This window comes from Ancylobacter aquaticus (assembly GCF_004339465.1).
GTDB lineage: Bacteria > Pseudomonadota > Alphaproteobacteria > Rhizobiales > Xanthobacteraceae > Ancylobacter > Ancylobacter aquaticus.
Genome location: NZ_SMFY01000001.1, coordinates 1424512 through 1449445, shown reverse-complemented (window position 1 = coordinate 1449445; position 24934 = coordinate 1424512). Strand labels below are relative to the sequence as shown.

Annotated in this window: 23 protein-coding genes and 1 riboswitch; of the genes, 10 read left to right on the top strand and 13 right to left on the bottom strand. The window is 67.5% G+C overall.

Annotation, left to right across the window (positions count from 1 at the left end; translation table 11 throughout):
* Positions 1–229: 229 nt before the first annotated feature.
* Positions 230–592 (top strand): A1S_2505 family phage non-structural protein, encoded by a 363-nt coding sequence (locus EV667_RS06575; RefSeq protein WP_131834452.1) that lies wholly within the window; start codon positions 230–232, stop codon positions 590–592.
* Between the two features lie 18 nt (positions 593–610).
* On the opposite strand, the gene EV667_RS06570 is transcribed toward EV667_RS06575, so the two are convergent.
* From EV667_RS06570 to EV667_RS06560, 3 genes are all read right to left on the bottom strand, one after another.
* On the bottom strand, positions 611–814 hold the full coding sequence (locus EV667_RS06570) for a hypothetical protein (RefSeq protein WP_245516009.1): 204 nt from the start codon (positions 812–814) through the stop codon (positions 611–613).
* Between the two features lie 127 nt (positions 815–941).
* Entirely contained in the window at positions 942–2042 is a 1101-nt protein-coding gene (locus tag EV667_RS06565) for a choloylglycine hydrolase family protein (RefSeq protein WP_131834451.1), read from the bottom strand.
* Between the two features lie 176 nt (positions 2043–2218).
* Entirely contained in the window at positions 2219–3064 is an 846-nt protein-coding gene (locus EV667_RS06560; RefSeq protein WP_131834450.1) for a universal stress protein, read from the bottom strand.
* A gap of 195 nt (positions 3065–3259) precedes the next feature.
* Here EV667_RS06560 and EV667_RS06555 point away from each other — a divergent pair, with 195 nt between their 5' ends.
* From EV667_RS06555 to clcA, 4 genes are all read left to right on the top strand, one after another.
* Positions 3260–4012 carry an ABC transporter permease gene (locus EV667_RS06555; RefSeq protein WP_131834449.1) on the top strand — a complete coding sequence of 251 codons (753 nt, stop codon included), beginning with the start codon at positions 3260–3262 and terminating at the stop codon, positions 4010–4012.
* A complete protein-coding gene (locus EV667_RS06550; protein ID WP_131834448.1) occupies positions 4009–5211 on the top strand; it encodes a winged helix-turn-helix domain-containing protein in 1203 nt (400 codons plus the stop codon). The genes EV667_RS06555 and EV667_RS06550 overlap by 4 nt, the downstream gene beginning before the upstream one ends.
* Positions 5212–5271: 60 nt before the next feature.
* Positions 5272–5388: riboswitch (TPP riboswitch) on the top strand.
* 75 nt (positions 5389–5463) lie between these two features.
* Positions 5464–6414 (top strand): ABC transporter substrate-binding protein, encoded by a 951-nt coding sequence (locus tag EV667_RS06545; RefSeq protein WP_131834447.1) that lies wholly within the window; start codon positions 5464–5466, stop codon positions 6412–6414.
* A 165-nt stretch (positions 6415–6579) separates the two neighbouring features.
* Positions 6580–7881: a H(+)/Cl(-) exchange transporter ClcA gene (clcA, locus tag EV667_RS06540; protein WP_131834446.1), complete on the top strand. Its 1302-nt coding sequence runs from the start codon at positions 6580–6582 to the stop codon at positions 7879–7881.
* 7 nt (positions 7882–7888) lie between these two features.
* Here the strand turns inward: clcA and EV667_RS06535 are convergent, their stop codons facing one another.
* The 4 genes from EV667_RS06535 to phnC form a co-directional block, all read right to left on the bottom strand.
* Positions 7889–9637 (bottom strand): ABC transporter ATP-binding protein/permease, encoded by a 1749-nt coding sequence (locus EV667_RS06535; RefSeq protein WP_131834445.1) that lies wholly within the window; start codon positions 9635–9637, stop codon positions 7889–7891.
* 196 nt (positions 9638–9833) lie between these two features.
* Positions 9834–10658 (bottom strand): phosphonate ABC transporter, permease protein PhnE, encoded by an 825-nt coding sequence (gene phnE / locus EV667_RS06530; protein WP_131834444.1) that lies wholly within the window; start codon positions 10656–10658, stop codon positions 9834–9836.
* Positions 10659–10796: 138 nt separating this feature from the next.
* Positions 10797–11798, bottom strand: coding sequence for a phosphonate ABC transporter substrate-binding protein (gene phnD / locus EV667_RS06525; RefSeq protein ID WP_131834443.1), 1002 nt, complete (start codon positions 11796–11798; stop codon positions 10797–10799).
* Positions 11799–11811: 13 nt separating this feature from the next.
* Positions 11812–12654, bottom strand: coding sequence for a phosphonate ABC transporter ATP-binding protein (gene phnC / locus EV667_RS06520; protein ID WP_131834442.1), 843 nt, complete (start codon positions 12652–12654; stop codon positions 11812–11814).
* A 291-nt stretch (positions 12655–12945) separates the two neighbouring features.
* On the opposite strand from phnC, the gene EV667_RS06515 reads away from it, so the two are divergent.
* A complete protein-coding gene (locus EV667_RS06515) occupies positions 12946–13407 on the top strand; it encodes a DUF6790 family protein (protein WP_131834441.1) in 462 nt (153 codons plus the stop codon).
* Here the strand turns inward: EV667_RS06515 and EV667_RS06510 are convergent.
* The 3 genes from EV667_RS06510 to EV667_RS06500 are packed head-to-tail and all read right to left on the bottom strand — an operon-like array spanning position 13394 to position 17047.
* Complete coding sequence (locus EV667_RS06510; RefSeq protein ID WP_131834440.1) at positions 13394–14287, bottom strand: alpha/beta hydrolase; 894 nt, start codon at positions 14285–14287, stop codon at positions 13394–13396. The genes EV667_RS06515 and EV667_RS06510 overlap by 14 nt on opposite strands.
* Positions 14288–14326: 39 nt before the next feature.
* Positions 14327–15367, bottom strand: a complete 1041-nt coding sequence (locus EV667_RS22850) for a hypothetical protein (protein ID WP_245516008.1) — start codon at positions 15365–15367, stop codon at positions 14327–14329.
* Positions 15368–15376: 9 nt separating this feature from the next.
* Complete coding sequence (locus tag EV667_RS06500; RefSeq protein ID WP_131834439.1) at positions 15377–17047, bottom strand: electron transfer flavoprotein-ubiquinone oxidoreductase; 1671 nt, start codon at positions 17045–17047, stop codon at positions 15377–15379.
* A 113-nt stretch (positions 17048–17160) separates the two neighbouring features.
* On the opposite strand from EV667_RS06500, the gene EV667_RS06495 reads away from it, so the two are divergent.
* The gene (locus EV667_RS06495) at positions 17161–18075 is read left to right on the top strand and encodes a uracil-DNA glycosylase (RefSeq protein ID WP_131834438.1); all 915 of its coding nucleotides are present in this window, start codon (positions 17161–17163) and stop codon (positions 18073–18075) included.
* Between the two features lie 14 nt (positions 18076–18089).
* Here EV667_RS06495 and EV667_RS06490 read toward each other — a convergent pair whose 3' ends face one another.
* The gene (locus tag EV667_RS06490) at positions 18090–18893 is read right to left on the bottom strand and encodes a hypothetical protein (protein WP_207907682.1); all 804 of its coding nucleotides are present in this window, start codon (positions 18891–18893) and stop codon (positions 18090–18092) included.
* Between the two features lie 239 nt (positions 18894–19132).
* Here EV667_RS06490 and EV667_RS06485 point away from each other — a divergent pair, with 239 nt between their 5' ends.
* The gene (locus EV667_RS06485; protein ID WP_131834436.1) at positions 19133–20542 is read left to right on the top strand and encodes a cytochrome ubiquinol oxidase subunit I; all 1410 of its coding nucleotides are present in this window, start codon (positions 19133–19135) and stop codon (positions 20540–20542) included.
* Positions 20543–20544: 2 nt separating this feature from the next.
* Positions 20545–21567, top strand: a complete 1023-nt coding sequence (cydB, locus tag EV667_RS06480; RefSeq protein ID WP_131834435.1) for a cytochrome d ubiquinol oxidase subunit II — start codon at positions 20545–20547, stop codon at positions 21565–21567.
* 32 nt (positions 21568–21599) lie between these two features.
* Here the strand turns inward: cydB and EV667_RS06475 are convergent, their stop codons facing one another.
* Entirely contained in the window at positions 21600–22235 is a 636-nt protein-coding gene (locus EV667_RS06475; RefSeq protein WP_131834434.1) for a ribonuclease HII, read from the bottom strand.
* 129 nt (positions 22236–22364) lie between these two features.
* On the opposite strand from EV667_RS06475, the gene EV667_RS06470 reads away from it, so the two are divergent.
* A complete protein-coding gene (locus tag EV667_RS06470) occupies positions 22365–22988 on the top strand; it encodes a MarC family protein (RefSeq protein ID WP_131834433.1) in 624 nt (207 codons plus the stop codon).
* A 263-nt stretch (positions 22989–23251) separates the two neighbouring features.
* On the opposite strand, the gene groL is transcribed toward EV667_RS06470, so the two are convergent.
* Positions 23252–24892 (bottom strand): chaperonin GroEL, encoded by a 1641-nt coding sequence (gene groL / locus EV667_RS06465; protein WP_131834432.1) that lies wholly within the window; start codon positions 24890–24892, stop codon positions 23252–23254.
* Between the last annotated feature and the right edge of the window lie 42 nt (positions 24893–24934).

Genomic DNA, 24934 nt, shown 5'->3' with positions numbered 1-24934 from the left:
GCAACATATCGGCGGAGAAGCTAACAACCACGGCGTTCAAAGCCGGTCTGTGGAACCGGAGGTCGGTGGTTCGAGCCCACCCAGCTGTACCAGAATCGCCGTTATCCCTATCCTTTGCCCGAGAGTGTCGGCGCGCCCCGGTGGTGCGCGCCCTTGGCGCGCCGCGCGGGTGCCATTTTAAAGGGGCGGAATGCGCTGCCCACCGGCACGGCACAGGAGCAGCAACGGCATGGAGCGCAACCCGATCTTCGTCTTCGGCTCGAATCTCGCCGGCATCCATGCGGGCGGGGCGGCGCGCTGGGCGCACGACAATCGCGACGCCGAATGGGGCGTCGGTTTCGGCCTCACCGGAACCGCCTTCGCCATCCCGACCAAGGACTGGGACATCGAGACACTGCCGCTGCCTGAAATCGCCAAATTCGTCCGCCGCTTCCTGAAATTCGCCGCCGCCCGTCCGGACCTCAGCTTCCAGCTCACGCCAATCGGCTGCGGCCATGCCGGTTACACCCCGGCGGACATCGCCCCGATGTTCAAGGACGCTTCGGCCAATGTGACGCTGCCGGACGAATTCAAGGCCGTGCTCGGCCTGTAGGACGCGCGCGAACGCCCTTCAGCGCGTGTCGCAGATATAAAGCGACATGTCCGCCCCGGCCGCCCGCAGTTCAAGCCACACATCCGGGCGCACCCGCACCCGCCCGCCCCTTTTGCGGGCATAGGCGAGGGCGAACGCCTCGGCAGCGCGCACCCGCTCCTCGGTCAGGGGTGGGGGCGAAGGAATCGGGCGCAACGGCGTCCGGGGTGGCATCGAGAGCATCGGCACGGCCTCCTCGCTTCCGGAGCGAGAAACCATGCAAGCCGGCGGCCAGCCCGGGTGGCAAGCGTCCACCCGCGCAGGAGGCTCGCGTCCGGCCCGCCGGGAGCGGGCCGGACGGGCGGCACGATCAGGGCGCCAGAACCTCGGCGCCGGCGCTCGTCTTCGGGTAAGGAAGCTCGGTCACCAGACGTGCCGCCGGCTTCGTCTGGGCGAAGAGCGGGGCGAGGTCGATGGTGAGGTAGTTCAGCCGGTTGTCGTAATCGGCGATCTTCAGCGTGTTGTTGGTGAGGTCCTTCACCACCACCCACTGGGTGTAGTCGGAGCCGAGCGTGCCGTCCTGCTGGCGAAACTGGGCGATGCCCAGCGGGATGTCGACATTGTTGAGGATGTGGCCGACCGCCTGCGCCGCCTCGCCGGCGTTCGCGGGCTCGGTGACATTGTGGCGCAGCATGGCCGCGCGCACGAAGCGCGAGGGGGGCGTGTAATCGCCCGGCAGGCCGAGCAGCCCGCCGCCCTGCCCAAGCTCGGTCACGTTCACGCTGCCCACCTGCTGGCTCGGTACGCCCACCGTCGTCAGGCTGAGATAGTTGCGCGCATTGTTGATGTGCCAGTCATAGGTCGGCGCATTGGTGAGGACATGGGCGACATTGTCGTGGATCTGCACCTCGCCCTTCACATATTCCACCACCATGCCGGCGCCGGAGCGGTCGACGAAGACGAAATGCAGGGTCGGAGGCGTCGGGCCGCTCTCAAGCGTGTCGTCCGCCCACACCTTCATCGTCGCCAGCGCGGCGCGCAGTTCCGCGACATTGGCGAAGCTGCCCAGCGCCCAGGAGCCGAAGGTCAGCACGGACTGGTACTCCTTGTCGTCCTTCGTCACACTTTGGTACTGGGTGAAGCCGGGCAGGAAATTGCCGCTCATGGAGAGGCCTTCGGAGTTCTGCCCGTCGAGCAGCGCCCCGCCGGGAATGATGCCGGCATTGACGCCGACGACCGCATATTTCGTCGTCACCTTGTGGGCCGGGAGGTCGAGGGCCGTAGGAGCGATCAGCGTCAGCTCGGTGCCCTTGGGCTGGCTGACCAACTGCCACTGCATGTCATAGGCCCATTCCATGGTGCGCCCGGCGATGACGCTGCCATCCTTGGCAACAAGATCGACCGCCGTGCAGGCCAGCGACATGTTGACGGTGGCGAGCAGTGCGAGCGTGGTGGCGAGGAGCCTTTTCATCGTCTTTCCCTTTGGATTTCCGTGCCGTCGACCCACTGCAGACAGGTAAGCACTTCCGGCACACCTGTCCCTTCACATCTTGAGATCAGCTTGCGCCCGACCGGCCCGGCAGCGCTCGGAAGCACGAAAGCCCGGCGCGGGCGCCGGGCTTGGCTTTTCGCGCCGGCCGATGTGCCTCAATGGGCGAGGAACAGCGGCACGGTCATCCGCTCCAGCATGTCGCGGGTGACGCCGCCGAGCACGAATTCGCGCAGCCGCGAATGGCCGTAGCCACCCATGACGACGATATCGATATCGCGCTCCGCCACTTCCTTGAGCAGCACGTCGGCGATGCTCTCACCGCGCTCCGGCACCAGCGTGCGCAGTTCCACCGACTTGTCGTGCCGGGCCAGATGGCGGGCGAGATCGGCGCCCGGCAGGTCGACGCCCTTCTTCTTCAGCGGCTTGCCGCTATCGACCACCACCGCCTCGACCAGATGGGCGTGGCCGAGCAGCGCCCGTGCCTCCGCCACCGCGCGGGCGGAGGTGCGGCCGCCATCCCAGGCAACCATGATGCGCTTGGCCGAGAAGGGCTTCTGCTGCGTGCGCGGCACCACCAGCACCGGCCGCCCGGAATCGAACAGCACGGCCTCGGTCACGACATCCTCCGGGCCGAGCCTGTTCGGGTCGGCCTGGTTGACTATGGTAAGGTCATAGAGGCGGGCCATCACGCCGATCTGCTCGGCCGCCCCGCCGGGCGTGCCGTCGATCATCCGAACCTCGCCGGTGAGACCGAGGGAGCGTGCCGCCTCGCCGAAGCGTTCCACCGAGAAGCGCGCCAACCGCTGGCCCTCCGCCCGCTGCGCCTCGATGAAATCGGTGGAAAAGGCCTCGGTGTAAACCGGCGGCACGTCGATCTCGTAGCTCACCGCGACGCCCGTCAGATGCGCGTCGAGCGCAGCCGCGGCGGAGACCGCATAATCGCCGGCGACGTCGTCCCCAACGTCGGCCACGCGCAGGCTGACGAGAATGTCCTTGATCATCTGGCTTCCTCCCCGGTTCTGATGAAGACTTCTTTGCCTCTCAAGAAGTGTCGTCGCATTGACGGCCGTCAAGTCTCTCCGCGCCGGCCGTCGCTGAATCCGCTCTCCCCTTGCCGGCGCAAACGTCGCGCATTTGCAGGGCGGCGGCTATAAGGGCTGCAACGCATGCACGACTCTCCCCGCAGGAATCCCCCCATGGCCGCCATCGGGCGCGCGCTCTCCGTCACTCTTGTTCTGCTGGGCCTGTGGGAAGCCGCGGTGCTCCTTCTTGCCGTGCCGGCCTACATACTTCCCGGTCCGCTGCGCATTGGCATGACAGCGTGGAACAATGCCGACGTGCTTGTCCACAATGCCGGCATCACGCTGGGGGAAATGCTGCTGGGGCTGCTGTGCGGCTCGGTGCTTGGCATCGCCTGCGCGCTCGCCATGGCGGCCTCGCCGCTGGCGCGCCGCGCCATGCGCCCGGTGCTGCTGGTGGCGCAGGCGCTGCCGGTGTTCGCCATCGCCCCGCTGCTGGTCATCTGGTTCGGCTTCGGCCTCGCCTCCAAGATCGTGATGGCGAGCCTCATCATCTTCTTTCCCGTCGCCTCGGCCTTTCATGACGGGCTGGCGCGTACCGAGCAGGGGCTGGTCGATCTTGCCCGGCTGGGCGGCGCCGGTACGGTGAAAACGCTGCGCTTCATCCGCATTCCCGCCGCCCTCCCCGCCCTCGCCTCCGGCCTCAAGGTCGCCACCGCCGTCGCCCCCATCGGCGCGGTGGTGGGGGAATGGGTCGGCGCGTCGGCCGGGCTCGGCTATCTCATGATCTATTCCAACGCCCGCATGCAGACCGACATGGTGTTCGCCGCGCTGGCCGTGCTGCTGGCGATGGCGCTGATCTTGTTCACGCTGGTCGATCGCGGGCTGACGCGGCTGGTGCCCTGGGCGCCGGAAACCGTGCGGGCATGACCCTTCACCTCTCCAATGAAGACGCGCGCCGCGTTTTCCTCGCCAGGCAGGGCCTCAGCCGGCCGCGCGGCGCGCTGAGCAAGGCCGGGCTGCTGGAACTGATCCACGCGATCGGCTTCGTGCAGGTGGACAGCATCTCCACGGTGGAGCGCGCGCATCACCACATCCTGTTCGCCCGCAACCCCTCCTACAAGCGCGAGCACCTCACCGCCCTGCTGGAGAAGGACGGCGCGCTGTTCGAGCACTGGACGCATGACGCGGCCATCATCCCCTGCGCCTTCTTCCCCTATTGGAAGCACCGATTCGCGCGGGCGAGGGAAACGCTGGCGACGCGCTGGAGAAGCTGGCACGAGAACGGCTTCGAGACCTATGTCGACCATGTGCTGGAGCGGGTGCGCCGCGAGGGCCCGCTGATGGCGCGGGACTTCGAGCAGGACCCGGTCGCCGGCAAGCGCCCGCCCGGCGGCTGGTGGAACTGGCACCCGGAGAAGACCGCGCTCGAATATCACTGGCGCACCGGCGCGCTTGCCATTGCCGGGCGCGAGGGGTTCCAGAAGCGCTATGACCTCACCGAGCGCGTCATCCCCGCGCCCCAGCTTGCCGGGGAGGTGACGGGCGAGGCCTTCGTCGACTGGGCCTGCACCTCGGCGCTGGAGCGTTTGGGCTTTGCCACCTCGGGCGAGATCGCCGCCTTCTGGAACCTCGTCTCGCCGGAGGAAGCGAAGAGGTGGGTGGAGGCGAACCGCGACCGGCTGGAGCCGGTGCTGGTTGCGGGCGCGGAAGGTGGCAAGCCGCGCGCCTCGTACGCCTTCGCCGGCAGCGCCGCCCTGTTCGATTCCCTACCCGCCCCGCCGTCGCGGCTGCGCGTGCTGAGCCCGTTCGACCCGCTGCTGCGCGACCGCGCCCGGGCCGAGCGGCTGTTCGGCTTCAGCTACCGGATCGAGGTGTTCGTGCCGGCGGAAAAGCGCGTCTATGGCTATTACGTATTCCCGATCCTGGAGGGCGACCGGATGATCGGGCGCATCGACATGAAGGCCGACCGCAAGGCCGGCACGCTGGATGTGCGTCGGCTGTGGCTGGAGCCGGGCGTGCGTGCGTCGCAGGGCCGTCTCGACGCGCTCGACGCCGAACTCGCCCGCCTCGGCCGCTTCGCCGGGGTGGAGCGCACGGTCTATCTCGACGGATGGCGGGGGGACTGAGGCCCGGCGGAGTGATCCCGCCCCACCCATTTGCCCTGTCCCGCGCGCGATGCTAGCCTCGCGGCGTCCGAGGGGTGTCCCGCGATCCTTACCGATCAAGGGGCTGAGATGGCAGCCGCCAGACCCTTTGAACCTGATCCGGGTCATGCCGGCGAAGGGACGGAGCGACGGCGGGGCCTCACGCGGCGCGTGACACCCGCGCCGGATTTCCCCCGAAAGCTCGCGCCGGGTCTCCAACTCTGGAGGAGATCCATGTTCAAGACCATTGCCGCCCACGCCGGCGCCGCCTTCATTGCGCTCGCGCTCGGCCTTGCCCCCGCTGCCGCGGCGGAAAAACTCACCGTCCTGCTGGACTGGTATGTGAACCCCGACCATGCGCCGCTCATCATCGCGCAGGAAAAAGGGTTCTTCAAAGCCCATGAGCTCGACGTCGAGCTGGTCGCCCCGGCCGACCCGTCCGCCCCTCCGCGCCTCGTCGCCGCCGGGCAGGCCGACATCGCGGTGAGCTACCAGCCGAGCCTCTATCTCCAGGTGAAGGAAGGCCTGCCGCTGGCGCGCTTCGGCACGCTGATTTCCACCCCGCTCACCGCGCTGGTGGTGCTGAAGGACGGGCCGATTAAATCCATCGCCGACCTGAAGGGCAAGACGGTGGGCTATTCCGTCGCCGGGCTCGAGGACGCGCTGCTCGGCACCATGCTGGCGAGCGCCGGGCTGAAGCCCTCCGACGTGACTATGATCAACGTCAATTTCGCCCTCTCCCCGGCGCTGGTCGCCGGCAGGGTCGACGCGGTGATCGGCGCCTACCGCAATTTCGAGCTCACACAGATCCGGCTGGAGGGCAAGGAGGGCCGCGCCTTCTTCCCCGAGGAGCACGGCGTGCCTGTTTTCGACGAGTTGATCTATGTCGCCCACACGGACAAGCTCGCCGACCCCCGGCTCAAGCGCTTCCTCGCCGCCGTCGAGGACGCCACCATCTACATTCTCAACCACCCGGAAGAGGCGTGGGGCCTGTTCGTCAAGGCCAACCCGAAGCTCGACGACGAGTTGAACCGCACCGCCTGGACCGACACGCTGCGCCGCTTTGCCCACGCCCCGGCGGGGCTGGACGAAGGCCGCTATGCCCGCTTCGGGGCGTTCATGAAGGGCCACGGCCTGATCGACACGGTCGAGCCGGTGTCGGTCTACGCGCCGAAGCTGCCATAGGCGCCGGGTTACGCCGCCCTGGCCGGGCGTGACCCGGCCATCCACGCCTGCCGAAGAGAGGTCGTTACCGGGGCACGCCCGGGGCCGGCGTTCCGCATGAAACCTTCCAGCCTCCGCCTGCCGATGCTACCGATGCACGGGGCGTCAGCGAGGGTGAGGGCAGGCATGGGGAACGTGGCGTATCACGTCGTGGCAATTCTGGTGGGGGCCGTCGTCGGCCTGCTCGGCTCGGCCTTCCATGTCGGCGTCGAAACGCTCACCGCCGCCTGGCCGGCCTATCTCGACACCGGCCTCGGCCTCGACGGGTTACCGCTCTATGTGGCTGCCGCGCTGGTTGCCGCCGCGATGACGGTCGCCTCGCTCTGGCTGGTGCGCCGCTTCGCCCCCGAGGCCAGCGGTTCCGGCGTGCCGGAGATCGAGGGTGCGATGGAAGGGCTGCGCGAGGTGCGCTGGCATCGCGTGCTGCCGGTCAAGTTCGTCGCGGGCATGCTCTCGCTGTCCTCCGGCATGGTGCTGGGGCGGGAGGGGCCGACCATCCATATCGGTGCCTCGGTCGCCAAGGCGGCCTCGGACCTGATGAAATGGTCGGGCGAGGACATGCGTGGCCTGCTCGCCGCCGGTGGCGCGGCCGGCCTTGCCGCCGCCTTCAACGCGCCGCTCGCCGCGGTGCTGTTCGTCATCGAGGAGACCCGCCGGCAGTTTCCCTATTCCTCGCGCACCTATATCGCCGTGGTGCTGGCCTCCATCGCCAGCGCCATCGTCACCGAATTTCTCACCGGCAGCCGGCCCTACATGCTGCTGGAAGCCGCCACCATCCCCTATGACTGGCTGCCGGCCTTCGTGGTGCTGGGCGCCATCCTCGGCGTGGCCGGCTTCGTCTTCAACCGCACGCTGGTCTGGTCGCTGAACCATGTGCGCACGCTGGGGCAGCGCACCTCGTTCTACATCTTCCCGACCTTTGTCGGCCTGACGGTGGGCGTGCTGATGTTCGTACGGCCGGAGGCGACGCAGGGAGGGGAATTGCTGGCGGTGCAGCTGACCCGCGAGAACCTGCCGCTCGCCATGCTGGTCTTCGTGGTGCTGCTGCGCTTCGTCATGACCATGGCGAGCTATTCCACCGGGGTGGCCGGCGGCATCTTCGCGCCGATCCTCGCGCTGGCGACCACCATCGGCCTCTGCTACGGCACCACGCTCGACCTGTTCTTCACCCTGCCGGAACAGGCCCACACCACCTTCGCCATCGCCGCCATGGGCGGGCTGTTCGCCGCCACCATCGGCGCCCCGCTGGTCGGCATGGTGCTGGTGCTGGAACTGACCAGCGCCTATGCCGTGCTGCTGCCGGTGATGATCTGCGCGATCTTCGCCCACATGGTGTTTCTGGCACTGGGCGGGCGGCCGATCTACGAGATCCTGCTGGAGCGCACGCTGGCCATCGAGGCGGAGACCCGCGCCGCCGCCTCGCGCTGAAACGGGCTTACGCCGCCACCGGAGCCGGGGATAGATCGACCAGTCGCGCCGGCCCCTCGCCCTCGCGGGCCAGCGTCACCTGCCGCTCGTGCAGCCCGATCAGGGTCGAGCGGTGGCCGATGGAGAGCAGCGCGGTTTGCGGCAGCCGCGCGCGCAGCAGAAGGTAGAGCGCGCCCTCGCTCGCCTCGTCCAGCGCCGAGGTGGCTTCGTCCAGCAGCAGCACGTCCGGCTTCACCAGCAGGGCGCGCGCCACGGCGAGGCGCTGCTGCTCGCCGCCCGACAGGATCGTGGCCCACGGCGCGCTCTCGTCCAGCCGCCCCGCGAGGCCCGGCAGGCCGACCGCCTCCAGCGCCTCGCGCAGCGTCTCGTCGTCATACGCCTCCAGCGGGTCGGGATAGGCGAGCGCGCCGCGCAGCGTGCCGACGGGCAGATAGGGCCGCTGCGGCAGGGTCAGCACCCGCGCGCCGGGCACGACCTCCACCTCGCCATGGCCATGCGGCCAGATGCCGGCGATGGCGCGCAGCAGCGTGCTCTTGCCGCTGCCCGAGGGACCCGACAGCAGCACCCGCTCGCCGCGCACCAGTTCCAGCGCCGCGACGTCCAGCAGCGCCCGCCCATCCGGCAGGCGCACCTCCATGGCGCTCACCGCCAGCGGCGCCGGACCGCTCGCCGGCACGCGGCGGAAAGCGCTGCGCAGCGCCTCGGCCTGCGTCTTCTGCACCGAGCGCTCGAAGCCGACCAGCCGGTCGACCACCGATTTCCACTCGGCCAGCGTCGTATAGGCGTTGATGAAGAAGGAGAACGAGCCCTGCACCTGACCGAAGGCCTGGGAGGTCTGCATGAGCTGGCCGAACGGGATCGCCCCGGTGAAATAGGCCGGCGCGACGACGACAAAGGGGAAGATGACCGACAGCTGGCCATAGCCCGAGGTGAACCAGGTCAGCCGCTTCTGGGCGATCATGATGCCCCAGTAATTGTGAACGACATGGCTGAAGCGGGAGAGCAGCCGGGCGCGCTCCACCGGGCCACCCTGCATCAGCGCGATCTGCTCGCCATTCTCGCGCACCCGCACCAGGTCGACGCGGTAATTGGCCTCGTAGCGTTGCTGGTCGTAGTTGAGCTTGATCAGCACACGGCCGATGAGGTGGGCGATGAGGGTGCCCAGCGCCGCATAGGCGAAGGCGGCCCAGACGAGATAGCCGGGAATGTCCCAGTCCGCGCCGAACAGGTTGAAGGCGAAATCGCCCGACAGCCCCCACAGGATGACGGCGAAGGAGGCGAGCGTCATGATGGAGTTGAGCAGCCCGAGAAACAGGCCGATGGTCTGGGCGATGTAGGAACGGATGTCCTCGGCAATGCGCTGGTCGGGGTTATCCGCCTCGTCGCCCTTCAACCGCATGCGGTAATGGGTCTCGTCGGCCAGCCAGGCAGTGAGGTACTTGTCCGTCATCCAGTTGCGCCAGCGTATCTCCAGCCACTGGCGCAGATAGACCTGGTAGACGCCTACCCCGATGGCGACCGCGGCGTAGAAGGTGAAAATCCAGAGCTGATGGACGAAGGCGGCGTAGTCCTTCTCCTGGATCGCGTTGTAGAAAACCGCGTTCCACTGGTTGATCAGCACGATGACATAAACCCAGGCGACCTCCAGCGCGATGATCGCCGCCAGCAGCGCGCCCCCACGCCACCTGTCCTCGCCGCGGAAATAGGGGATCGACAGCCGCCAGACGTCGGCGAGCAGAGAGGAAATGGCGCGCAAGGGGGCTACTCCGGGAAGACGTCGCGATCTCCCCATCTACGCCGCGCGATGCTGGCGGGATGGTGGCCGCAACATTACCGTTTGGAGAGCTTGCGCGCCATGGCCCGCTACCACCCGCGCGCCCGGGCAAAACGAGAACGCGGACGCCCTGCGCCCGCGCTGTCAGCCGTTGTGGTGTAGGCCCCGGCCGAGCGGCTCAGATGAACTTCTTGCGGATGCGCTGGCTCACCATGTCGAGCAGCGAGACGGTGATCACCACCATGATCAGGATCGCCGAGGCCTGCGAATAGAGGAAACCGCGCATGGTCTCGTTGAAGGTCATGCCGATGCCGCCGCCACCGACAATGCCGAGCACGGTGGCGGACCGGACATTGGATTCGAAGCGGTAGAGCGCATAGGAAATCCACAGCGGCATCACCTGCGGCAGCACGCCGTAGATGACCTCCTGCAGCCAGGTGCCCCCGGTACCGCGAATGCCCTCCACCGGGGCGGGGTCGATGGCCTCCACCGCTTCCGAGAACAGCTTGGCGACCACGCCTGTCGTGTGGATGAACAGCGCAAGCACACCCGCGAAGGGGCCAAGGCCCACGGCGGCGATGAAGATCAGCGCGAAGACCAGCTCGTTGATGGCGCGGCAGGCGTCCATCAGCCGGCGGACAGTGAACACCAGCCAGCGCGGGGAGACGTTCTCGGCCGAGAGAATGCCGAGCGGAATGCCGGCGATCACCGCCAGCACAGTGCCCCAGATGGCGATCGCCAGCGTTTCCAGCATGGCGTTGGTGTAGACGTCCCAGTCGCTGAAATCGGGGCGCAGGAAATCGGCGCCGAGCGTGGCCATGTTGCCGGAGTCGCGCCAGAGCTGCGCCGGGTTCATCTCCGCCTCGTACCAGGCGGCCACCAGCACGACGATGGTGATGGCCGCGACGGCAAGGCGGAACAGGCGGGTCGCCAGCGACGTCACCGGCGGCGCAGGCATGGTGCGCGAGGCGGTGCGGTGGGCGGCGTCGGCAGCGGCAAACATGTGGCTATCCCCGTGATCGTCGTCCGGCCGGCGTCATCGGCGGGCTCTGTCGCAGCGATCCCGGATCGACCTTTCGGCCGTCCGGGATGGCGTTTGTCAGTGGCAGGATGCGGGGCCGTGCGTGCGGCCCCGCCTGTCTCACATGCTGGGGAGCTTCTTCTGCTGGTCGTCGAGGTCGGCGAGCTTGGCGTTGATCTCCTTGACCTTCGCGGCCTTCTCGTCGGCGGAGAGCTTGTCGTCGTTCTCGGCCTTAACCTTGGCCTTGAACAGTTCGAGCTGGCGGACCGGGATCAGCTGGGCGTCGGAAGACGCGAGGAAGGGACCCCAGCCGTCCGAGGTCTTGGCGAGAACCTCACGGGCGTGGGCGATCTCTTCCGGGGTGCCGTTGCGGCCATAGGTCATGAAGAAGGTGTAGATCTTCGCCTTCAGGTCGGAAGGCAGGTCCTTGCGCCACACGATCGGGTCGCCGGCGATCAGCGGCGAGCGCCACACTTCCTTGATCTTGGCGGCTTCCGCCGGGCGGGTCGCCTGCAGGCGCGAGACGTTCTCGGTGTTGTTGGTGGCGAAGTCGATCTGCTTGTTGGCGACCGCGAGCAGGTTGCCTTCATGGTTCGAGGCGACGACGCGCTTGTAGCACTTGGTCGGGTCGACATTGTTCAGCGCGAACACATAATAGCTCGGCACCAGGAAGCCCGAGGTCGAGTTCGGGTCGCCATTGCCGAAATTGTAGCCCTTCGCGCAGTCGAGCACGTCCTTGAGATCATTGATGTCGTTGCGGTCGACATGGGTGACGATCAGCGAATAATAGCCCGAGGAACCATCCGGCTTGGCGGTCTTGACGAACACTTCGCCGCCGGCGCGGTCCACCGCTTCCATGGCCGACTTGTTGCCGTACCAGGCGATATCGACCTTCTTGAAGCGCATGCCTTCGATCACGCCGGCATAGTCGCCGACGAAGAACGGCTTCACCGGAATGCCGATGGCCTTTTCCATGTCCTTGATCAGGGGCTCGAAGCTCTTGGCAAGGTTGGCCGAGGATTCGGTGGAGATGAAGCCGAAGTTCAGCTCCTTGATCTCTTCGGCGCGGGCCGGAACCGCAAGGGCGGCAAGCGCGAGGCCGGTGGCAATGAGACGCTTCATGGGGTGGCTCCTGTCAGGAAACGGTCTGGGAGGGGGCTGCGGCTTCGGCGGGGGCCGGCACCACGAACTGGCTGGGAAGGATCAGTTCCTCGGCGCTTGCGCCGTAGAGCTCGGTGAGAAAGGCCGCGTTGATCTGCGACGCCGGGCCGTCGAACACGACCTTGCCGGCATTCATCGCGACGACGCGGTCGAAATAGGCGGTGGCGTAGTCCACCTGATGCAGCGAGACGACCAGCGCGATGCCGTGGTCCCGGCTCATCGTCACCAGCGTGTCCATCACCCGCTTGGCGCTTTTTGGGTCCAGCGAGGCGATCGGCTCGTCGGCCAGCACCAGCTTGGCGCCCTGCACCAGCGCGCGGGCAATGGCGACGCGCTGCTGCTGGCCGCCGGAAAGCTCGCGCGCCCGCTTGGCGGCGTGCGGGGCAATGCCGACCTCGGCCAGCGCGGCATAGGCGGTCCGGCGCTCATCGGCATTGAACAGGCCGAGCGTGCCGCGCAGCGCGCTCATGCGGCCGAGCGCGCCGACCAGCACATTGGTCAGCACCGAAAGCCGGCCCGACAGCGCGAATTGCTGGAAGACGAGGCCGATATGCCGGCGCGCCGCCCGCACGTCACGCGCCAGCTTGCCACCTTCCTGCACCTTTATGCCGAAGGAGTGGACGGCGCCGGAACCCGAGCCGTTGCGGTCGGCCAGGATGAGGCCGGAGGCAAGGCGGATCAGGGTCGACTTGCCCGAGCCCGAGGCGCCGATGAGGGCGACGCGCTCGCCGGGCTGGATGGTGAGGGAGACATTCTCCACCGCACGCATCTGCCCGTAGGTCTTGCTCACGCGGTCGAGTTGAAGGGCTGCCGCCATCGGTGCTCCGCCGGCCTGTTGAAGACCGGCTTGGGGTAGCCCCGCGCCGTGACGGGCGGATGAAACCTCGATTACAGTTCGATGACACGGCTCGCGACAAGGCGCGGCGCGGCTTTCGGCCGGTATTCACCTGCCCGCAGCAGCGGGGCCGGCCTCCCCGTCCCGTTGGCGCGCCCGGCACCGGGACGGTGGGAAAAACCCTGCGGCGCCATCGACTTCATTGACACCGGCGCGGCTTCGTCAGCACACTCGCGCCGGGATCGGGCAGGCTGAACGGGAGCGGCGAGCCGCATGTATTACGCGATAGTCGCATTTACGATGGTGGTGGCGCCGCTGCTGAGCATCGCGGCGGAGTATCCAGGCATCACCGGGCTCGGCAGCCTGATCGTCGTCGCCACCAAATGGTTCGCCTTCTGGGCGGTGGGCGTGCGGCTGCTGCTCGCCGGCGTGACCCAGATCGTGAAACCCGGCTACACGCTCAAGGGCATTCTCGGCGTCGACGATTCCCGCGCTCATGTGGTGGTGCAGGAACTCGGCTTTGCCAATCTCTCGATCGGCCTTGCCGGCCTGCTGTCGATCCTGTTCTCGATCTGGGCGCTGCCGGTGGCGTTCATCGGCGGCCTGTTCCTCGGCCTCGCCGGCGTCAACCACCTCATGCGCCCGCACCGGAACATGCGCGAGAACGTGGCGATGGTGACGGATCTGTGGGCCGCCGCCATCCTGCTCGCCGTGTTCGTGTTCAGCCTGTTCTGAGGGCGAACTGCGCGCGCAGCCATCCGGCGGCGCCCGCGAGCCCGGCGCGGCCATCGGCAAGCCGCGCCGCCCACACCATCCAGGCGTGGATCATCTGCGGCCACACCTCCAGCACCACCGGCACCTCGGCGGCGCCGAGCGCGCGGGCGATGCCGACCGCATCGTCCAGCAGCCCCTCGCTCGACCCGACCTGGACCAGCGTCGGCGGCAGGCGGGAGAGGTCGGCGAAGAGCGGGGAGACCGCCGGATCGCGCGCGTCGCGCCCCGCTAGAAAGGCCTGCGCGAGCCCGTTGAGATAGTCGCGGCTGATCAGCGGATCGACCGCCGCCTTGCTGTCGAGCGTCGCGCCGCTCATCGTCAAATCCGTCCAGGGCGACACCAGCCACGCTGCCGCCGGCATCGCCTCCCCGGCCTCGCGCAGGGCGATCAGCGTCGCGAGCGTCAGGTTGCCACCGGCGCTGTCGCCGCCGATGGCGATGGCCTCCGGCGCGTAGCCCTGCGAACGCAGGAAACGCCAGGCGGCGAGGGCGTCGTCCAGCGCGGCGGGATAGGGGTACTCCGGCGCCAGCCGGTAGCCGATGGCGAGGGTGCGGATGCCCGCCTGCTTGCCAAGGGCTCCGACCATGGCACGGTGGCTGCGGATCGAGCCGGAGCAATAGCCGCCGCCGTGGAAATACAGCAGCACGCGCGTCTCGTCGCTTCCCGGCGCCAGCGACCACTCGGCCGGCAGCCCTGCGATGTCGAAGGCCGTGAAGGTCACATCCTCGGGCGGCGGGTCGATGGCGCAGATGTCGTCCATCCGCTGCCGCCGCTCCGCCCAGCTTGTCGGGCGCGGCTGGCCGGTGAAGAGCTGCCTCAGCTCGTCGATCTCGCTCGCCATTCGATCCCCCAAAATGCCGACGCCGCCGACCCCTGAGCGCTACCTCGGCCGGAACCCGACAAAACCGCCTTCACCGTCATACAGCACGTCGAAGCCGTTCAGCAGGTGGTAGCTGGTGTTGACGAAGGGCGGGGCGTCATCCGCCACCCGCAGATGGACCGCGCTCGGCGTCATCGGCCCGCCATCACCGGCATTGAAGCTGTAGAGCGGGAAGGTGCTGCCCTCCGCGCCGATGCTGATCGCCACCTGCGTTCCCGGCGGCAGCGTGCCCTGCGCTCCCGCCGCCTGCGAGGCCGGCACGGTCATGTACATCACCGACACGCCGGTATCGACCAGCACCGTGCCGCAGGACGGCAGGCTCGCGTCGCCCAGCGCGATGCAGCCCGGCAGCGGCGCCCAGTCGGCGCCGTCCGGTCGGCGGTCGAGCTTCACATAGCGGAAGGCACCGCGCGTATTGGCGGCGGTCAGCCCGATATGCACGCCCTCCGGCGAGAGAATGTAGCCCTGCCGGCGCCGCCCCTCGCCGCCGGTCACATGCAGCAGCGGGTTCTTGTCCGGCGTGCTCTGGCTCTGCTTGTCGCCCTCGCGGGCGAAGCCGACGCCGATCATCGCAATGTTGCGCGGCTCGGTGGTCGGATGGCAGGCGCGCGCATAGTCAAGACACTGCACTTCCGTGACCACCATCACCGGCAGCGGCTCCGTCGTAACGCTCGCCCCCTCTCGGCCCGAGAGCGTGACCGGGGTGACAACCCACTGGCCCACCATCACCCGGCCGGAGCTGGTGTAGGTGAGCTTGGCCGGGCCTTGCGAGGGCATCTGCTCGAAGCCGGGCACGAATTCGGCGGCGACTACGATGCCGGTCGAGCCGGAATCCAGCTCCGCCCGCAGCGGCCTGCCGCCGAAGGAAAGGCCGAGGCGCGGGACGCCGTCGATTTCACCCGGCTCGGCATTGAGGTAGCGCAGGAACAGCCCTTCACGATAGGGCGCGTAATCGGGTTTTTCCTGCGCATGCGCCGTGAGGTCGGCACCCATCCACAGGGCGGCGCCCATTGCCAAGGTCGCGAGAAAACGGATGCGCATCCTCAATCCTCACATATTGGGGTAGTTCGGCCCACCGCCGCCTTCCGGCGCCACCCAGGTGATGTTGCGGTTCGGGTCCTTGATATCGCATGTCTTGCAGTGAACGCAGTTCTGCGCGTTGATGACGAAGCACGGCTCGCCACCCTCTTCCACCCATTCATACACGCCCGCCGGGCAGTAACGCGCCGACGGCCCGCCATAGACCTCGAATTCCGACGCCTTCTGCAGAGCCATGTCCGCCACCTTGAGGTGGACCGGCTGGTCTTCCTCATGATTGGTGTTGGACAGGAACACCGAGGACAGACGGTCGAAGGAGACGATGTTGTCGGGCTTGGGATAGTCGATCCGCTTCGCCTGCGCCGCCGGCATCAGCGTCGCCGAATCCGGCTTGCCGTGGCCCAGCGTGCCGAAGGGCGAGATGCCGAACAGCGTGTTCAGCCACATGTCGAGCCCGCCCAGCGCGATGCCGGCCAAGGTGCCGAGCTTCGACCAGAGCGGCTTGGCGTTGCGCACCTTCCACAGGTCGCGCCCGATCGGCGAGACGCGCCAGCCGGCCTCGTAACCGGCGAGTTCGTCGTGCCGGCGCCCCTCGGCGAGCGCCTTCGCCACCTCCTCGGCGGCAAGCATGCCGGAGTGAACGGCGTTGTGGCTGCCCTTGATGCGCGGCACATTGACGAAGCCGGCGGCGCAGCCGATGAGCGCACCACCCGGAAACACCAGCTTGGGCACGGACTGAAAGCCGCCCTCGGTGATCGCGCGGGCACCATAGGAAATCCGTTTGCCGCCCTCCAGCATGTCGCGCACCAGCGGGTGGGTCTTGAAGCGCTGGAACTCCTCGAACGGGGCGAGCCAGGGATTGGCGTAGTTGAGGTGGACCACGAAGCCCACCATCACCTGATTGTCCTCCATGTGGTAGAGAAAGGAGCCACCGCCGGTGGCGTTGTCGAGCGGCCAGCCGAACGAGTGCTGCACCAGGCCGGGCCGGTGCTGTTCTGCGGGCACGGTCCACAACTCCTTGAGGCCGATGCCGTATTTCTGCGGCTCGCGCCCGGCGTCGAGGCCGTAATGAGCAATGAGTTGCTTGGAGAGCTGGCCACGCGCGCCTTCCGCGAACAGCGTGTATTTCGCCCGCAACTCCATGCCGCGGGTGAAGCGGTCGGTGATGTCGCCGTCGCGCCCGACGCCCATGTCGCCGGTGGCGACGCCGGCCACCGCGCCATCCTCATAAAGCACCTCGGCGGCGGCGAAGCCGGGATAAATCTCGACGCCCAGCGCCTCCGCCTTGCCCGCCAGCCAGCGGCACACCGTGCCGAGCGAGCCGATATAGGCGCCGTGATTGCTCATCAGAGGCGGCATCAGCGCATTGGGCAGGCGCAGCGCGCCGGCGGGGCCGAGGACGTAGAAGCGGTCGTCGGTGACGGGGGTCTTCAACGGCGCGTCCGGCTCGAGGCGCCAGTCGGGAAATAGCGTGTCGAGCCCGGACGGGTCGACCACCGCGCCGGAGAGGATGTGTGCGCCGACCTCGGAACCCTTTTCCACCACGACGACGGAGAGGCTTTCGTCGAGCTGCTTCAATCGTATGGCGGCGGCGAGCCCTGCAGGACCGGCGCCGACGATCACCACGTCGAACTCCATCGCCTCGCGTTCTGGCAGTTCTGCTGGCAGTTCCGCCGCGTCCATTCCGTCTCTCCGCTGCCGCAGGGTGCTGATTGGACTTCTTCCACGCTTGCCCCGACCTGACAACTCTCTCCGCGACGGATAGGATCAGCCATCCGACAGGAAGAATGCGCCTTATGAGTTCGACACTTAGCGATAGCGCGGACGGCAACGGCTGGAACGGCGACCGCGACGCCCTGGCCGACATCCTCGCCTTCCATCTGGAGGCGGGGGTCGATGTCGCGCTGGGCGAGGAGCCGGTCGATCGCTTCGCCGAGAGCCTGGCCGCGCGGGGCGCGCCCGCGTCCCTCGCCGCTCAGGAACCGCCGCACATGGCCGGCGGCGCCCCCTCCGCCGCCGCGTCAGGCGCCACCGCACAGCCCGCGCGCCGCGCCCCGGCGCCTGCCAATGCCCCCGCCATCATCGCCCCGGCCTCCCCGCCGCCGCCGGACGTGGCGGCGCTGGAGGCGCGCGAGGCGGCCGCCTCGGCACCGGACCTCGACGCGCTGCGAGCGCTGCTGGAGAGCTTCGAGGGCTGCCCGCTCAAGCACACCGCCACCCGCCTTGTCTTCGCCGACGGCAACCCCGCCGCCCGGCTGATGCTGGTGGGCGAGGCGCCGGGGCGTGACGAGGATATCGAGGGCAAGCCGTTTGTCGGCCGCTCGGGCAAGCTGCTCGACCGCATGCTGGCGGCGATCGGCATCGACCGCACGAGCGCCTACATCGCCAATGTCGTGCCCTGGCGCCCGCCGGGAAACCGCACGCCGACGCCGCAGGAAACCGCCATCTGCCTGCCCTTCATCCGCCGGCAGATCGAACTCGCCAACCCTGATCTGCTGGTGTGCCTCGGCGGCCCCTCGGCGCAGACCCTGCTCGGGCTGCGCGAGGGCATCACCAAGGCCCGCGGGCGCTGGGTGGATTACGACACCGGAAGCCGAACGATCCCGGCGCTGGCCACTTTCCACCCCGCCTACCTGTTGCGCACCCCGCTCGGCAAGCGCATGGCCTGGCGCGACATGCTCGCCATCGAGGCGAGGATGAGCGAAAGCTAGACGTCTCGCGCCGCCTATTTCGTGCCGGCCCTGGATGAGAGCCGGAAGGCCTTAACCTTCCTCCGGAACCTGTCCGACCAGACGGAATAGGAAAGCGGAAACTTCAGCCGCAGGTCTTGAACGAGGCGGCCCTGTTTTCTCCCCGTTACCAGCACCCTGGTACAGGTCGTCTGCAGAAAGCGCTCGCGCAGCGCGTGACTCCATTTGGTCCGGAATTCCCGAACTGACCGCTCGAACGCCTCCCCCATGCGGGCCTCGCCGAGATGCCGGAGGTGGAAGTCGACGACATAGGCGTTCCAGCCGAGCATATCCGCCATCAGGCAGATGTCGGTGCCATACAGGTGGAAGCCGGTAAGATCACGCGACAGCCCGATACGGGCCTCGGCCCGGACCACGATGAAATTCTCGTCGAGGCTCCGCACGCGCACGGGGAATGGACCGCCGCGATTCTGGTTGTCGCCGAACTTGTCGGTGATGCGGAGGTGCAGCCGGGCAAGGTGGCTGCCGCCGCCATTGCCCGCCAATGCCCAATGCGGGTCATGCTCCGACAATTCGCGCAGCCGCGCCTCCAGCTCGGCGCGGCCATCGTCGATGAGCAGCAGGTCCTGATGGCAAAGAATGACGAGCGGCGCGCGAGCCTCGTTCAGCAGCCGGTTCAGCCCCGCATAGGCATCGGTCTGCTGCGGGCCCGTATTGTCCACCATGAGGAACTCGCAGTCCTCCCCGAACCCCTTCGCACGGAACGAGGCCTTCATCTGATCGTAAAGATGCAGGTCGGTGACGAGGGTGCCGATCGAGAAGGCGAGCTTGGCTGCCATTTTCTTGTTTGATCCCTGGCATGCTCGAAAACAATCGAGGCGGAGTACCCCGGTCCGCAGCGAGGCGGCCGCAATTATGCGGTGTCGCGGCGCAGCGGACAACGCACGCGGCGCGGGGCTGCCCGCGAACCGTGGACAATTCGACCGTGTTGTGGCTGATTTGAGTCATTCCATTGACGCGCGCATGGGCTTACCCTGCGCAAGTCACCCTCGCAGGCGGTGACGGCAGAGGTTGAGCGATGGACTTCGATCCCACCATATTGGCGCGCATCCAGTTCGCCTTCACCGTTTCCTTCCACATCATCTTCCCCAGCTTCACCATCGGCCTTGCCGCCTATATCGCGACGCTCGAGTTGCTGTGGATCGGCACCGGGCACGAGCGCTACCACCGCATCGCGCGCTTCCTGACCAAGATCTTCGCCGTCTCCTTCGCCATGGGCGTGGTTTCCGGCATCGTGCTGTCCTACCAGTTCGGCACCAATTGGAGCCATTTCTCCCGCGTCGTTGGCAATGTCATCGGCCCGCTCATCGGCTACGAGGTGCTCACCGCCTTCTTCCTCGAAGCGACGTTCCTTGGCATCATGCTGTTCGGCTGGAACCGGGTGCCGCGCGGGCTGCATGTGTTTTCCTGCGTGATGGTGGCGCTCGGCACCACGCTGTCGGCGTTCTGGATTCTCGCCGCCAACAGCTGGATGCAAACGCCCGCCGGGCACGAGATCATCGACGGGATCGCCCATCCGGTGGATTGGCTCGCCGTCATCTTCAACCCGAGCTTCCCCTACCGCCTCGCGCACATGGTAACGGCCTGCTACCTCACCACCGCCTTCGTGGTGCTGGCGGTGGGTGCGCGCTATGTCTATTCCGGCCGCTTCCCGGAAGAGGGGCGGACCATGATGCGGATGGCGATCGGCCTGATCTGCATTCTCGCCCCGCTGCAGGCCTATATCGGCGACGCGCACGGGCTGAACACGCTCAAGCACCAGCCGGTGAAGATCGCCGCCATTGAGGGACACTGGGAGAATGTGCCGGGGGAGAGCGGCGTGCCGCTGGTACTGTTCGCCATTCCCAATGAAGAGACGGAGAGCAACGACTACCAGATCGCTATTCCGCATCTGGGCAGCCTCATCCTCACCCATAGCTGGACCGACACGATCCAGGGACTGAAGGACTTCCCCCGCGCCGACCGGCCGCCGGTCGCGGTGCCCTTCTTCGCCTTCCGCGTCATGGTTGGCATCGGCATGCTGATGATCGCCGTGGGCTGGCTGGGCGTCTTCCTGCTCTGGCGGCGCCGGCTGTTCGAGACCGACTGGTATCTCGCGCCGCTGCAGCACATCTGGCCGATCGGGTTCGTCGCCATCCTCTCGGGCTGGTTCGTCACCGAGGTCGGCCGCCAGCCCTGGCTGGCCTATGGCATCCTGCGCACGGCGGACGCGGTCTCGCCGGTGGAGGGCTGGGCGGTGGCCACCACGCTGGCGCTGTTCGTCGTCGTCTACGGCATCGTGTTCTCCGGCGGCATCTACTACATCAACCGGCTGATCACGAAGGGCCCCGAAGGGGCGGCCGTCGAGCCGCCGATGGGCGTGCCGACCCGTCCGCTCGCTTCCGCCAACAAGGCGACGCGCGCGGCCATCAACAACCCGGGGGAATGAGCATGGTCGTCGGCTCCGGCATGGAATGGTATCTGCCCGTCATCTGGTCGCTGCTGCTCGCCGTCGCCATCGCCATGTATGTGGTGCTGGACGGCTTCGACCTCGGCATGGGCATCCTCTTCCCCTTCGCTGCCAGCGAGGTGGAGAAGGACCAGATGATGAGCTCGGTCGCCCCGTTCTGGGACGGCAACGAGACCTGGCTTGTGCTGGGCGGGGGCGGCCTGCTGGTCGCCTTCCCCCTCGCCTATTCCATCGTCATGCCGGCGCTCTATCTGCCGGTTATCCTGATGCTGCTGTCGCTGGTGTTCCGGGGCGTCGCCTTCGAGTTCCGGCACGTGGCCGACACCAGCCGGTTCCTGTGGAACATCGCCTTTGCGGGCGGCTCGACGCTGGCGGCCTTCTTTCAGGGCGTGCTGCTGGGCGGCTTCGTGCAGGGCATCAAGGTCGAGAACAACGCCTTTGCCGGCGGCGCGCTGGACTGGCTCACCCCTTTTGCCCTGGTCTGCGGCCTCGCCGTGGTGGCCGGCTACGCGCTGATCGGCAGCGTCTGGCTGGTAATGAAGACCGAGGGTGCCGCCGCCATACGCTCGCGCGCCCGGGCCAAGACGCTGCTGCCGGTGGTGCTCGTGTTCATGGGCATCATCAGCCTGTGGACGCCGCTGGCCTTTCCGCGCATCGCCGAGCGCTGGTTCACCACGCCGAACCTGTTCTATCTCGCGCCCGTGCCGCTGCTCACGCTGGCGCTGTCCTATTTTGTCTGGCGCTGGCTCGACAAGGGCCACGATAACCTGCCCTTCTTCGGCGTCATCGGGCTCTTCCTCCTCGGCTATTTCGGCATCGGGGTGTCGATCTTCCCCTATCTGGTGCCGAACGCCCTCACCGTGTGGGAAACCGCCGCCGCGCCGGCGAGCCAGATCTTCATGCTCATCGGCACGGTGTTCATGCTGCCGGTGATCCTCGGCTACGTCGCCTTTGTCTACTGGCTGTTCCGCGGCAAGGTGCGCGAGGGCGAGCGCTATCATTGACCTGCCGGCGCGCTGCGGCGCCGCCGCCCGGCTCAGGCCGCCGGCGTCTCGGCAAGGCGGATGCGGACCGGGGCGAAGGAGGTGCGGTGGTGGCGGCACACGCCGAGCGCCGCCAATGCCAGCTGATGCTCGGGCGTGCCATAGCCCATGTGACGCTCGAAACCATAGCCCGGGTGCGCCGCCCCGAGCGCGCCCATCAGCCGGTCGCGCGTCACCTTGGCGACGATCGACGCTGCCGCGATGGAGGCCACAAGCCCGTCACCGCCGATGATGGTGCGCGCCGCGCAGGGTACGGGGGGCAGGTCGTTGCCATCCACCAGCACGAGACGCGGCGTGCGCGACAGGCCGGCCACAGCACGGGCCAGCGCCCACAGCGTCGCCTGGCGGATGTTATGGCCGTCGATGCGGGTGGGCGGCGCGAAGGCCAGCGAGACATCGGCGGTAGCGCATATCTCCTCGAACAGGCGCTCGCGCTGGGCGGCTGACAGACGCTTTGAATCGTCCAGCCCGTCGGGCACCCGAATTGGGTCCAGCACCACGGCACAGGCGACCACCGGCCCCGCCCAGGGGCCGCGCCCCACCTCGTCGACGCCCGCCACCGGCACCTCGCCCGCGCGGTGAGCGTCATGCTCCCGCGAAAAGTCCGGCTTCAGTCGCGTCACGGCCATCGGCGAGGTCTCTCCTGCGATTCGGGACGTCGCCCGTGCGCCCGCACCATGCCTAGGGGGGCTGCGCGATGCAACTTGGCCCCACGGCAGATGCGGCTATAAGGCTGTAGCATCAAAGGCGGGTGGGTCATGAACTGGGCGGAACGCATTCAGGAATTCGTCACCCTCTGGGTGGTGATCGACCCGTTGGGCACCCTTCCCGTCTTCCTGGCGGTGACGGCGGGGCTCAGCGCGACGGACCGCAAGAAGGCGGCGTTCATCTCGATCCTCGTCTCCTTCGGCGTGCTGGTATTCTTCGCCCTGGCGGGAAACTGGCTGCTGCGCTCGATGGACGTGTCGATCGAGTCGTTCCAGATCGCCGGCGGCATCGTGCTGTTCCTGTTCGCGCTCACCATGATCCATGGCAGGGGCCACAGCGATCCGCATGCGCAGGCAGAGACAAACCCGGTCGAGATCGCGATCTATCCGCTCGCCATCCCCTCCATCGCCAGCCCGGGCGCGATGCTCGCGGCGGCGGTGCTGACCGACAATGCCCGGCATGACTTTCCCGAGCGGATCATGACCATCGCCACCTTCAGCCTGGTGCTGCTGATGACGCTCGCCATCATGCTGGTGGCCGGCCCGCTGGGGCGGTTGATCGGCCGCGGGGGCGCCTCGATCATCAGCCGGGTCATGGGCATGATCCTGGCCGCGCTGGCGGTCGACCTCATCCTCAGCGCCACCGCTCAGTGGCTGAAGCTGCCGCCGATCTGAAGGGCGTCTGCCGGTCTGACGGCACCGCCGATCCCAAGGCAGTTGACGAGCCGCCCTCCCCCCACGCCACGTCATGGCTGGGATTGACCCGGCCATCCACGGCTTTCCGGCGACGCGATGCGAAGTCGTGGATCCTCGGGCCGAGCCCCGGGGATGACAGTGCTCTCGGAGCGACGTCGCACACGCGCGCCCAACAAAAAGGGCGCGGCTTGCGCCGCGCCCTCTTCACTAATCGAGGCATCCGCAGGGGCGAATGGACGTCCTCAGAAGTCCATGCCGCCCATGCCACCACCGCCCGGCATGGCGGGGGCGCCGCCGTCGCGCTTGGGCGCATCGGCGATCATCGCTTCGGTGGTGATGAGGAGGCCGGCGACCGAACCGGCGTCCTGAAGCGCGGTACGCACGACCTTCGCGGGGTCGACGATGCCGGCGGCGATCATGTCGACGAACTGCTCGGTCTGGGCGTTGAAGCCGAAGTTCTGGTCCTTCGACTCCAGCACCTTGCCGACCACGATCGAGCCCTCGACGCCGGAATTCTCGGCGATCTGGCGGATCGGGGCTTCAAGCGCGCGCAACACGATCTTGATGCCGGCCTGGATGTCCGGGTTGTCGGAGGTCAGCTTTTCGACCGCCTTCTTGGCACGCAGCAGGGCGATGCCGCCGCCGGGGACGATGCCTTCCTGCACGGCCGCGCGGGTGGCATTGAGCGCGTCGTCGACGCGGTCCTTCTTTTCCTTGACCTCGACCTCGGTCGCGCCGCCGACGCGGATCACCGCGACGCCGCCGGCGAGCTTGGCCAGGCGCTCCTGAAGCTTCTCGCGGTCGTAGTCCGAGGTGGTTTCCTCGATCTGCGCCTTGATCTGCGCGACCCGACCCTCGATGTCCTTCTTCTTGCCGACGCCGTCGACAATCGTGGTCTTTTCCTTCTCGATGATCACCTTCTTGGCGCGGCCGAGCATGGTGAGGCTGACGCTCTCCAGCTTGATGCCGAGCTCTTCGGAGATCACCTGGCCGCCGGTGAGGACGGCGATGTCTTCCAGCATGGCCTTGCGGCGATCGCCGAAGCCGGGCGCCTTGACGGCCGCGACCTTGAGGCCGCCACGCAGCTTGTTGACGACGAGCGTGGCAAGAGCCTCGCCCTCGACGTCCTCGGCGATGATGAGCAGGGGCTTGCCCGACTGCACGACCGCTTCGAGCACCGGCAGGATAGCCTGCAGGCCGGAAAGCTTCTTGTCGAAGATGAGCATGTAGGGATCTTCGAGATCCACCGTCATCTTTTCGGCATTGGTGATGAAGTAGGGCGAGAGATAGCCACGGTCGAACTGCATGCCTTCGACGACGTCGAGCTCGGTCTCGGCGGTCTTGGCTTCCTCGACGGTGATGACACCCTCATTGCCCACGCGCTGCATGGCGCCGGCGATCATCTCGCCGATCGAGGCATCGCCATTGGCGGAGATGGTGCCGACCTGCGCGACTTCGTCGGTGTTCTTCACCTTCTTGGCGCGCTTCTCGATATCCTTGATCGCCTCGGCGACCGCGAGGTCGACGCCGCGCTTCAGGTCCATCGGGTTCATGCCGGCGGCGACGAACTTGGCGCCTTCGCGGACGATGGACTGGGCGAGAACGGTGGCGGTGGTGGTGCCGTCGCCGGCGAGGTCGTTGGTCTTGGAAGCGACCTCACGCACAAGCTGGGCGCCGAGATTCTCGAAGCGATCCTCGAGCTCGATCTCCTTGGCGACGGTGACGCCGTCCTTGGTGATGCGCGGAGCGCCGAAGCTCTTCTCGATGACGACATTGCGGCCCTTGGGGCCGAGCGTGACCTTCACCGCATTGGCGAGGATATCGACGCCGCGCAGCATCCGCTCGCGCGCGTCGCCGGCAAATTTAACGTCCTTGGCAGCCATCTGGCCTACTCCTGAAATTCAGTATGTCGGGAAGGATAGCGT

Bases quoted from the DNA above. Each gene is read 5' to 3' on its own strand.
- EV667_RS06575 (WP_131834452.1), top strand. From the start codon at position 230: ATGGAGCGCAACCCGATCTTCGTCTTCGGCTCGAATCTCGCCGGCATC.
- EV667_RS06570 (WP_245516009.1), bottom strand. From the start codon at position 814: ATGCTCTCGATGCCACCCCGGACGCCGTTGCGCCCGATTCCTTCGCCC.
- EV667_RS06565 (WP_131834451.1), bottom strand. From the start codon at position 2,042: ATGAAAAGGCTCCTCGCCACCACGCTCGCACTGCTCGCCACCGTCAAC.
- EV667_RS06560 (WP_131834450.1), bottom strand. From the start codon at position 3,064: ATGATCAAGGACATTCTCGTCAGCCTGCGCGTGGCCGACGTTGGGGAC.
- EV667_RS06555 (WP_131834449.1), top strand. From the start codon at position 3,260: ATGGCCGCCATCGGGCGCGCGCTCTCCGTCACTCTTGTTCTGCTGGGC.
- EV667_RS06550 (WP_131834448.1), top strand. From the start codon at position 4,009: ATGACCCTTCACCTCTCCAATGAAGACGCGCGCCGCGTTTTCCTCGCC.
- EV667_RS06545 (WP_131834447.1), top strand. From the start codon at position 5,464: ATGTTCAAGACCATTGCCGCCCACGCCGGCGCCGCCTTCATTGCGCTC.
- clcA (WP_131834446.1), top strand. From the start codon at position 6,580: ATGGGGAACGTGGCGTATCACGTCGTGGCAATTCTGGTGGGGGCCGTC.
- phnE (WP_131834444.1), bottom strand. From the start codon at position 10,658: ATGTTTGCCGCTGCCGACGCCGCCCACCGCACCGCCTCGCGCACCATG.
- phnD (WP_131834443.1), bottom strand. From the start codon at position 11,798: ATGAAGCGTCTCATTGCCACCGGCCTCGCGCTTGCCGCCCTTGCGGTT.
- phnC (WP_131834442.1), bottom strand. From the start codon at position 12,654: ATGGCGGCAGCCCTTCAACTCGACCGCGTGAGCAAGACCTACGGGCAG.
- EV667_RS06515 (WP_131834441.1), top strand. From the start codon at position 12,946: ATGTATTACGCGATAGTCGCATTTACGATGGTGGTGGCGCCGCTGCTG.
- EV667_RS06510 (WP_131834440.1), bottom strand. From the start codon at position 14,287: ATGGCGAGCGAGATCGACGAGCTGAGGCAGCTCTTCACCGGCCAGCCG.
- EV667_RS22850 (WP_245516008.1), bottom strand. From the start codon at position 15,367: ATGCGCATCCGTTTTCTCGCGACCTTGGCAATGGGCGCCGCCCTGTGG.
- EV667_RS06500 (WP_131834439.1), bottom strand. From the start codon at position 17,047: ATGGACGCGGCGGAACTGCCAGCAGAACTGCCAGAACGCGAGGCGATG.
- EV667_RS06495 (WP_131834438.1), top strand. From the start codon at position 17,161: ATGAGTTCGACACTTAGCGATAGCGCGGACGGCAACGGCTGGAACGGC.
- EV667_RS06490 (WP_207907682.1), bottom strand. From the start codon at position 18,893: ATGGCAGCCAAGCTCGCCTTCTCGATCGGCACCCTCGTCACCGACCTG.
- EV667_RS06485 (WP_131834436.1), top strand. From the start codon at position 19,133: ATGGACTTCGATCCCACCATATTGGCGCGCATCCAGTTCGCCTTCACC.
- cydB (WP_131834435.1), top strand. From the start codon at position 20,545: ATGGTCGTCGGCTCCGGCATGGAATGGTATCTGCCCGTCATCTGGTCG.
- EV667_RS06475 (WP_131834434.1), bottom strand. From the start codon at position 22,235: ATGGCCGTGACGCGACTGAAGCCGGACTTTTCGCGGGAGCATGACGCT.
- EV667_RS06470 (WP_131834433.1), top strand. From the start codon at position 22,365: ATGAACTGGGCGGAACGCATTCAGGAATTCGTCACCCTCTGGGTGGTG.
- groL (WP_131834432.1), bottom strand. From the start codon at position 24,892: ATGGCTGCCAAGGACGTTAAATTTGCCGGCGACGCGCGCGAGCGGATG.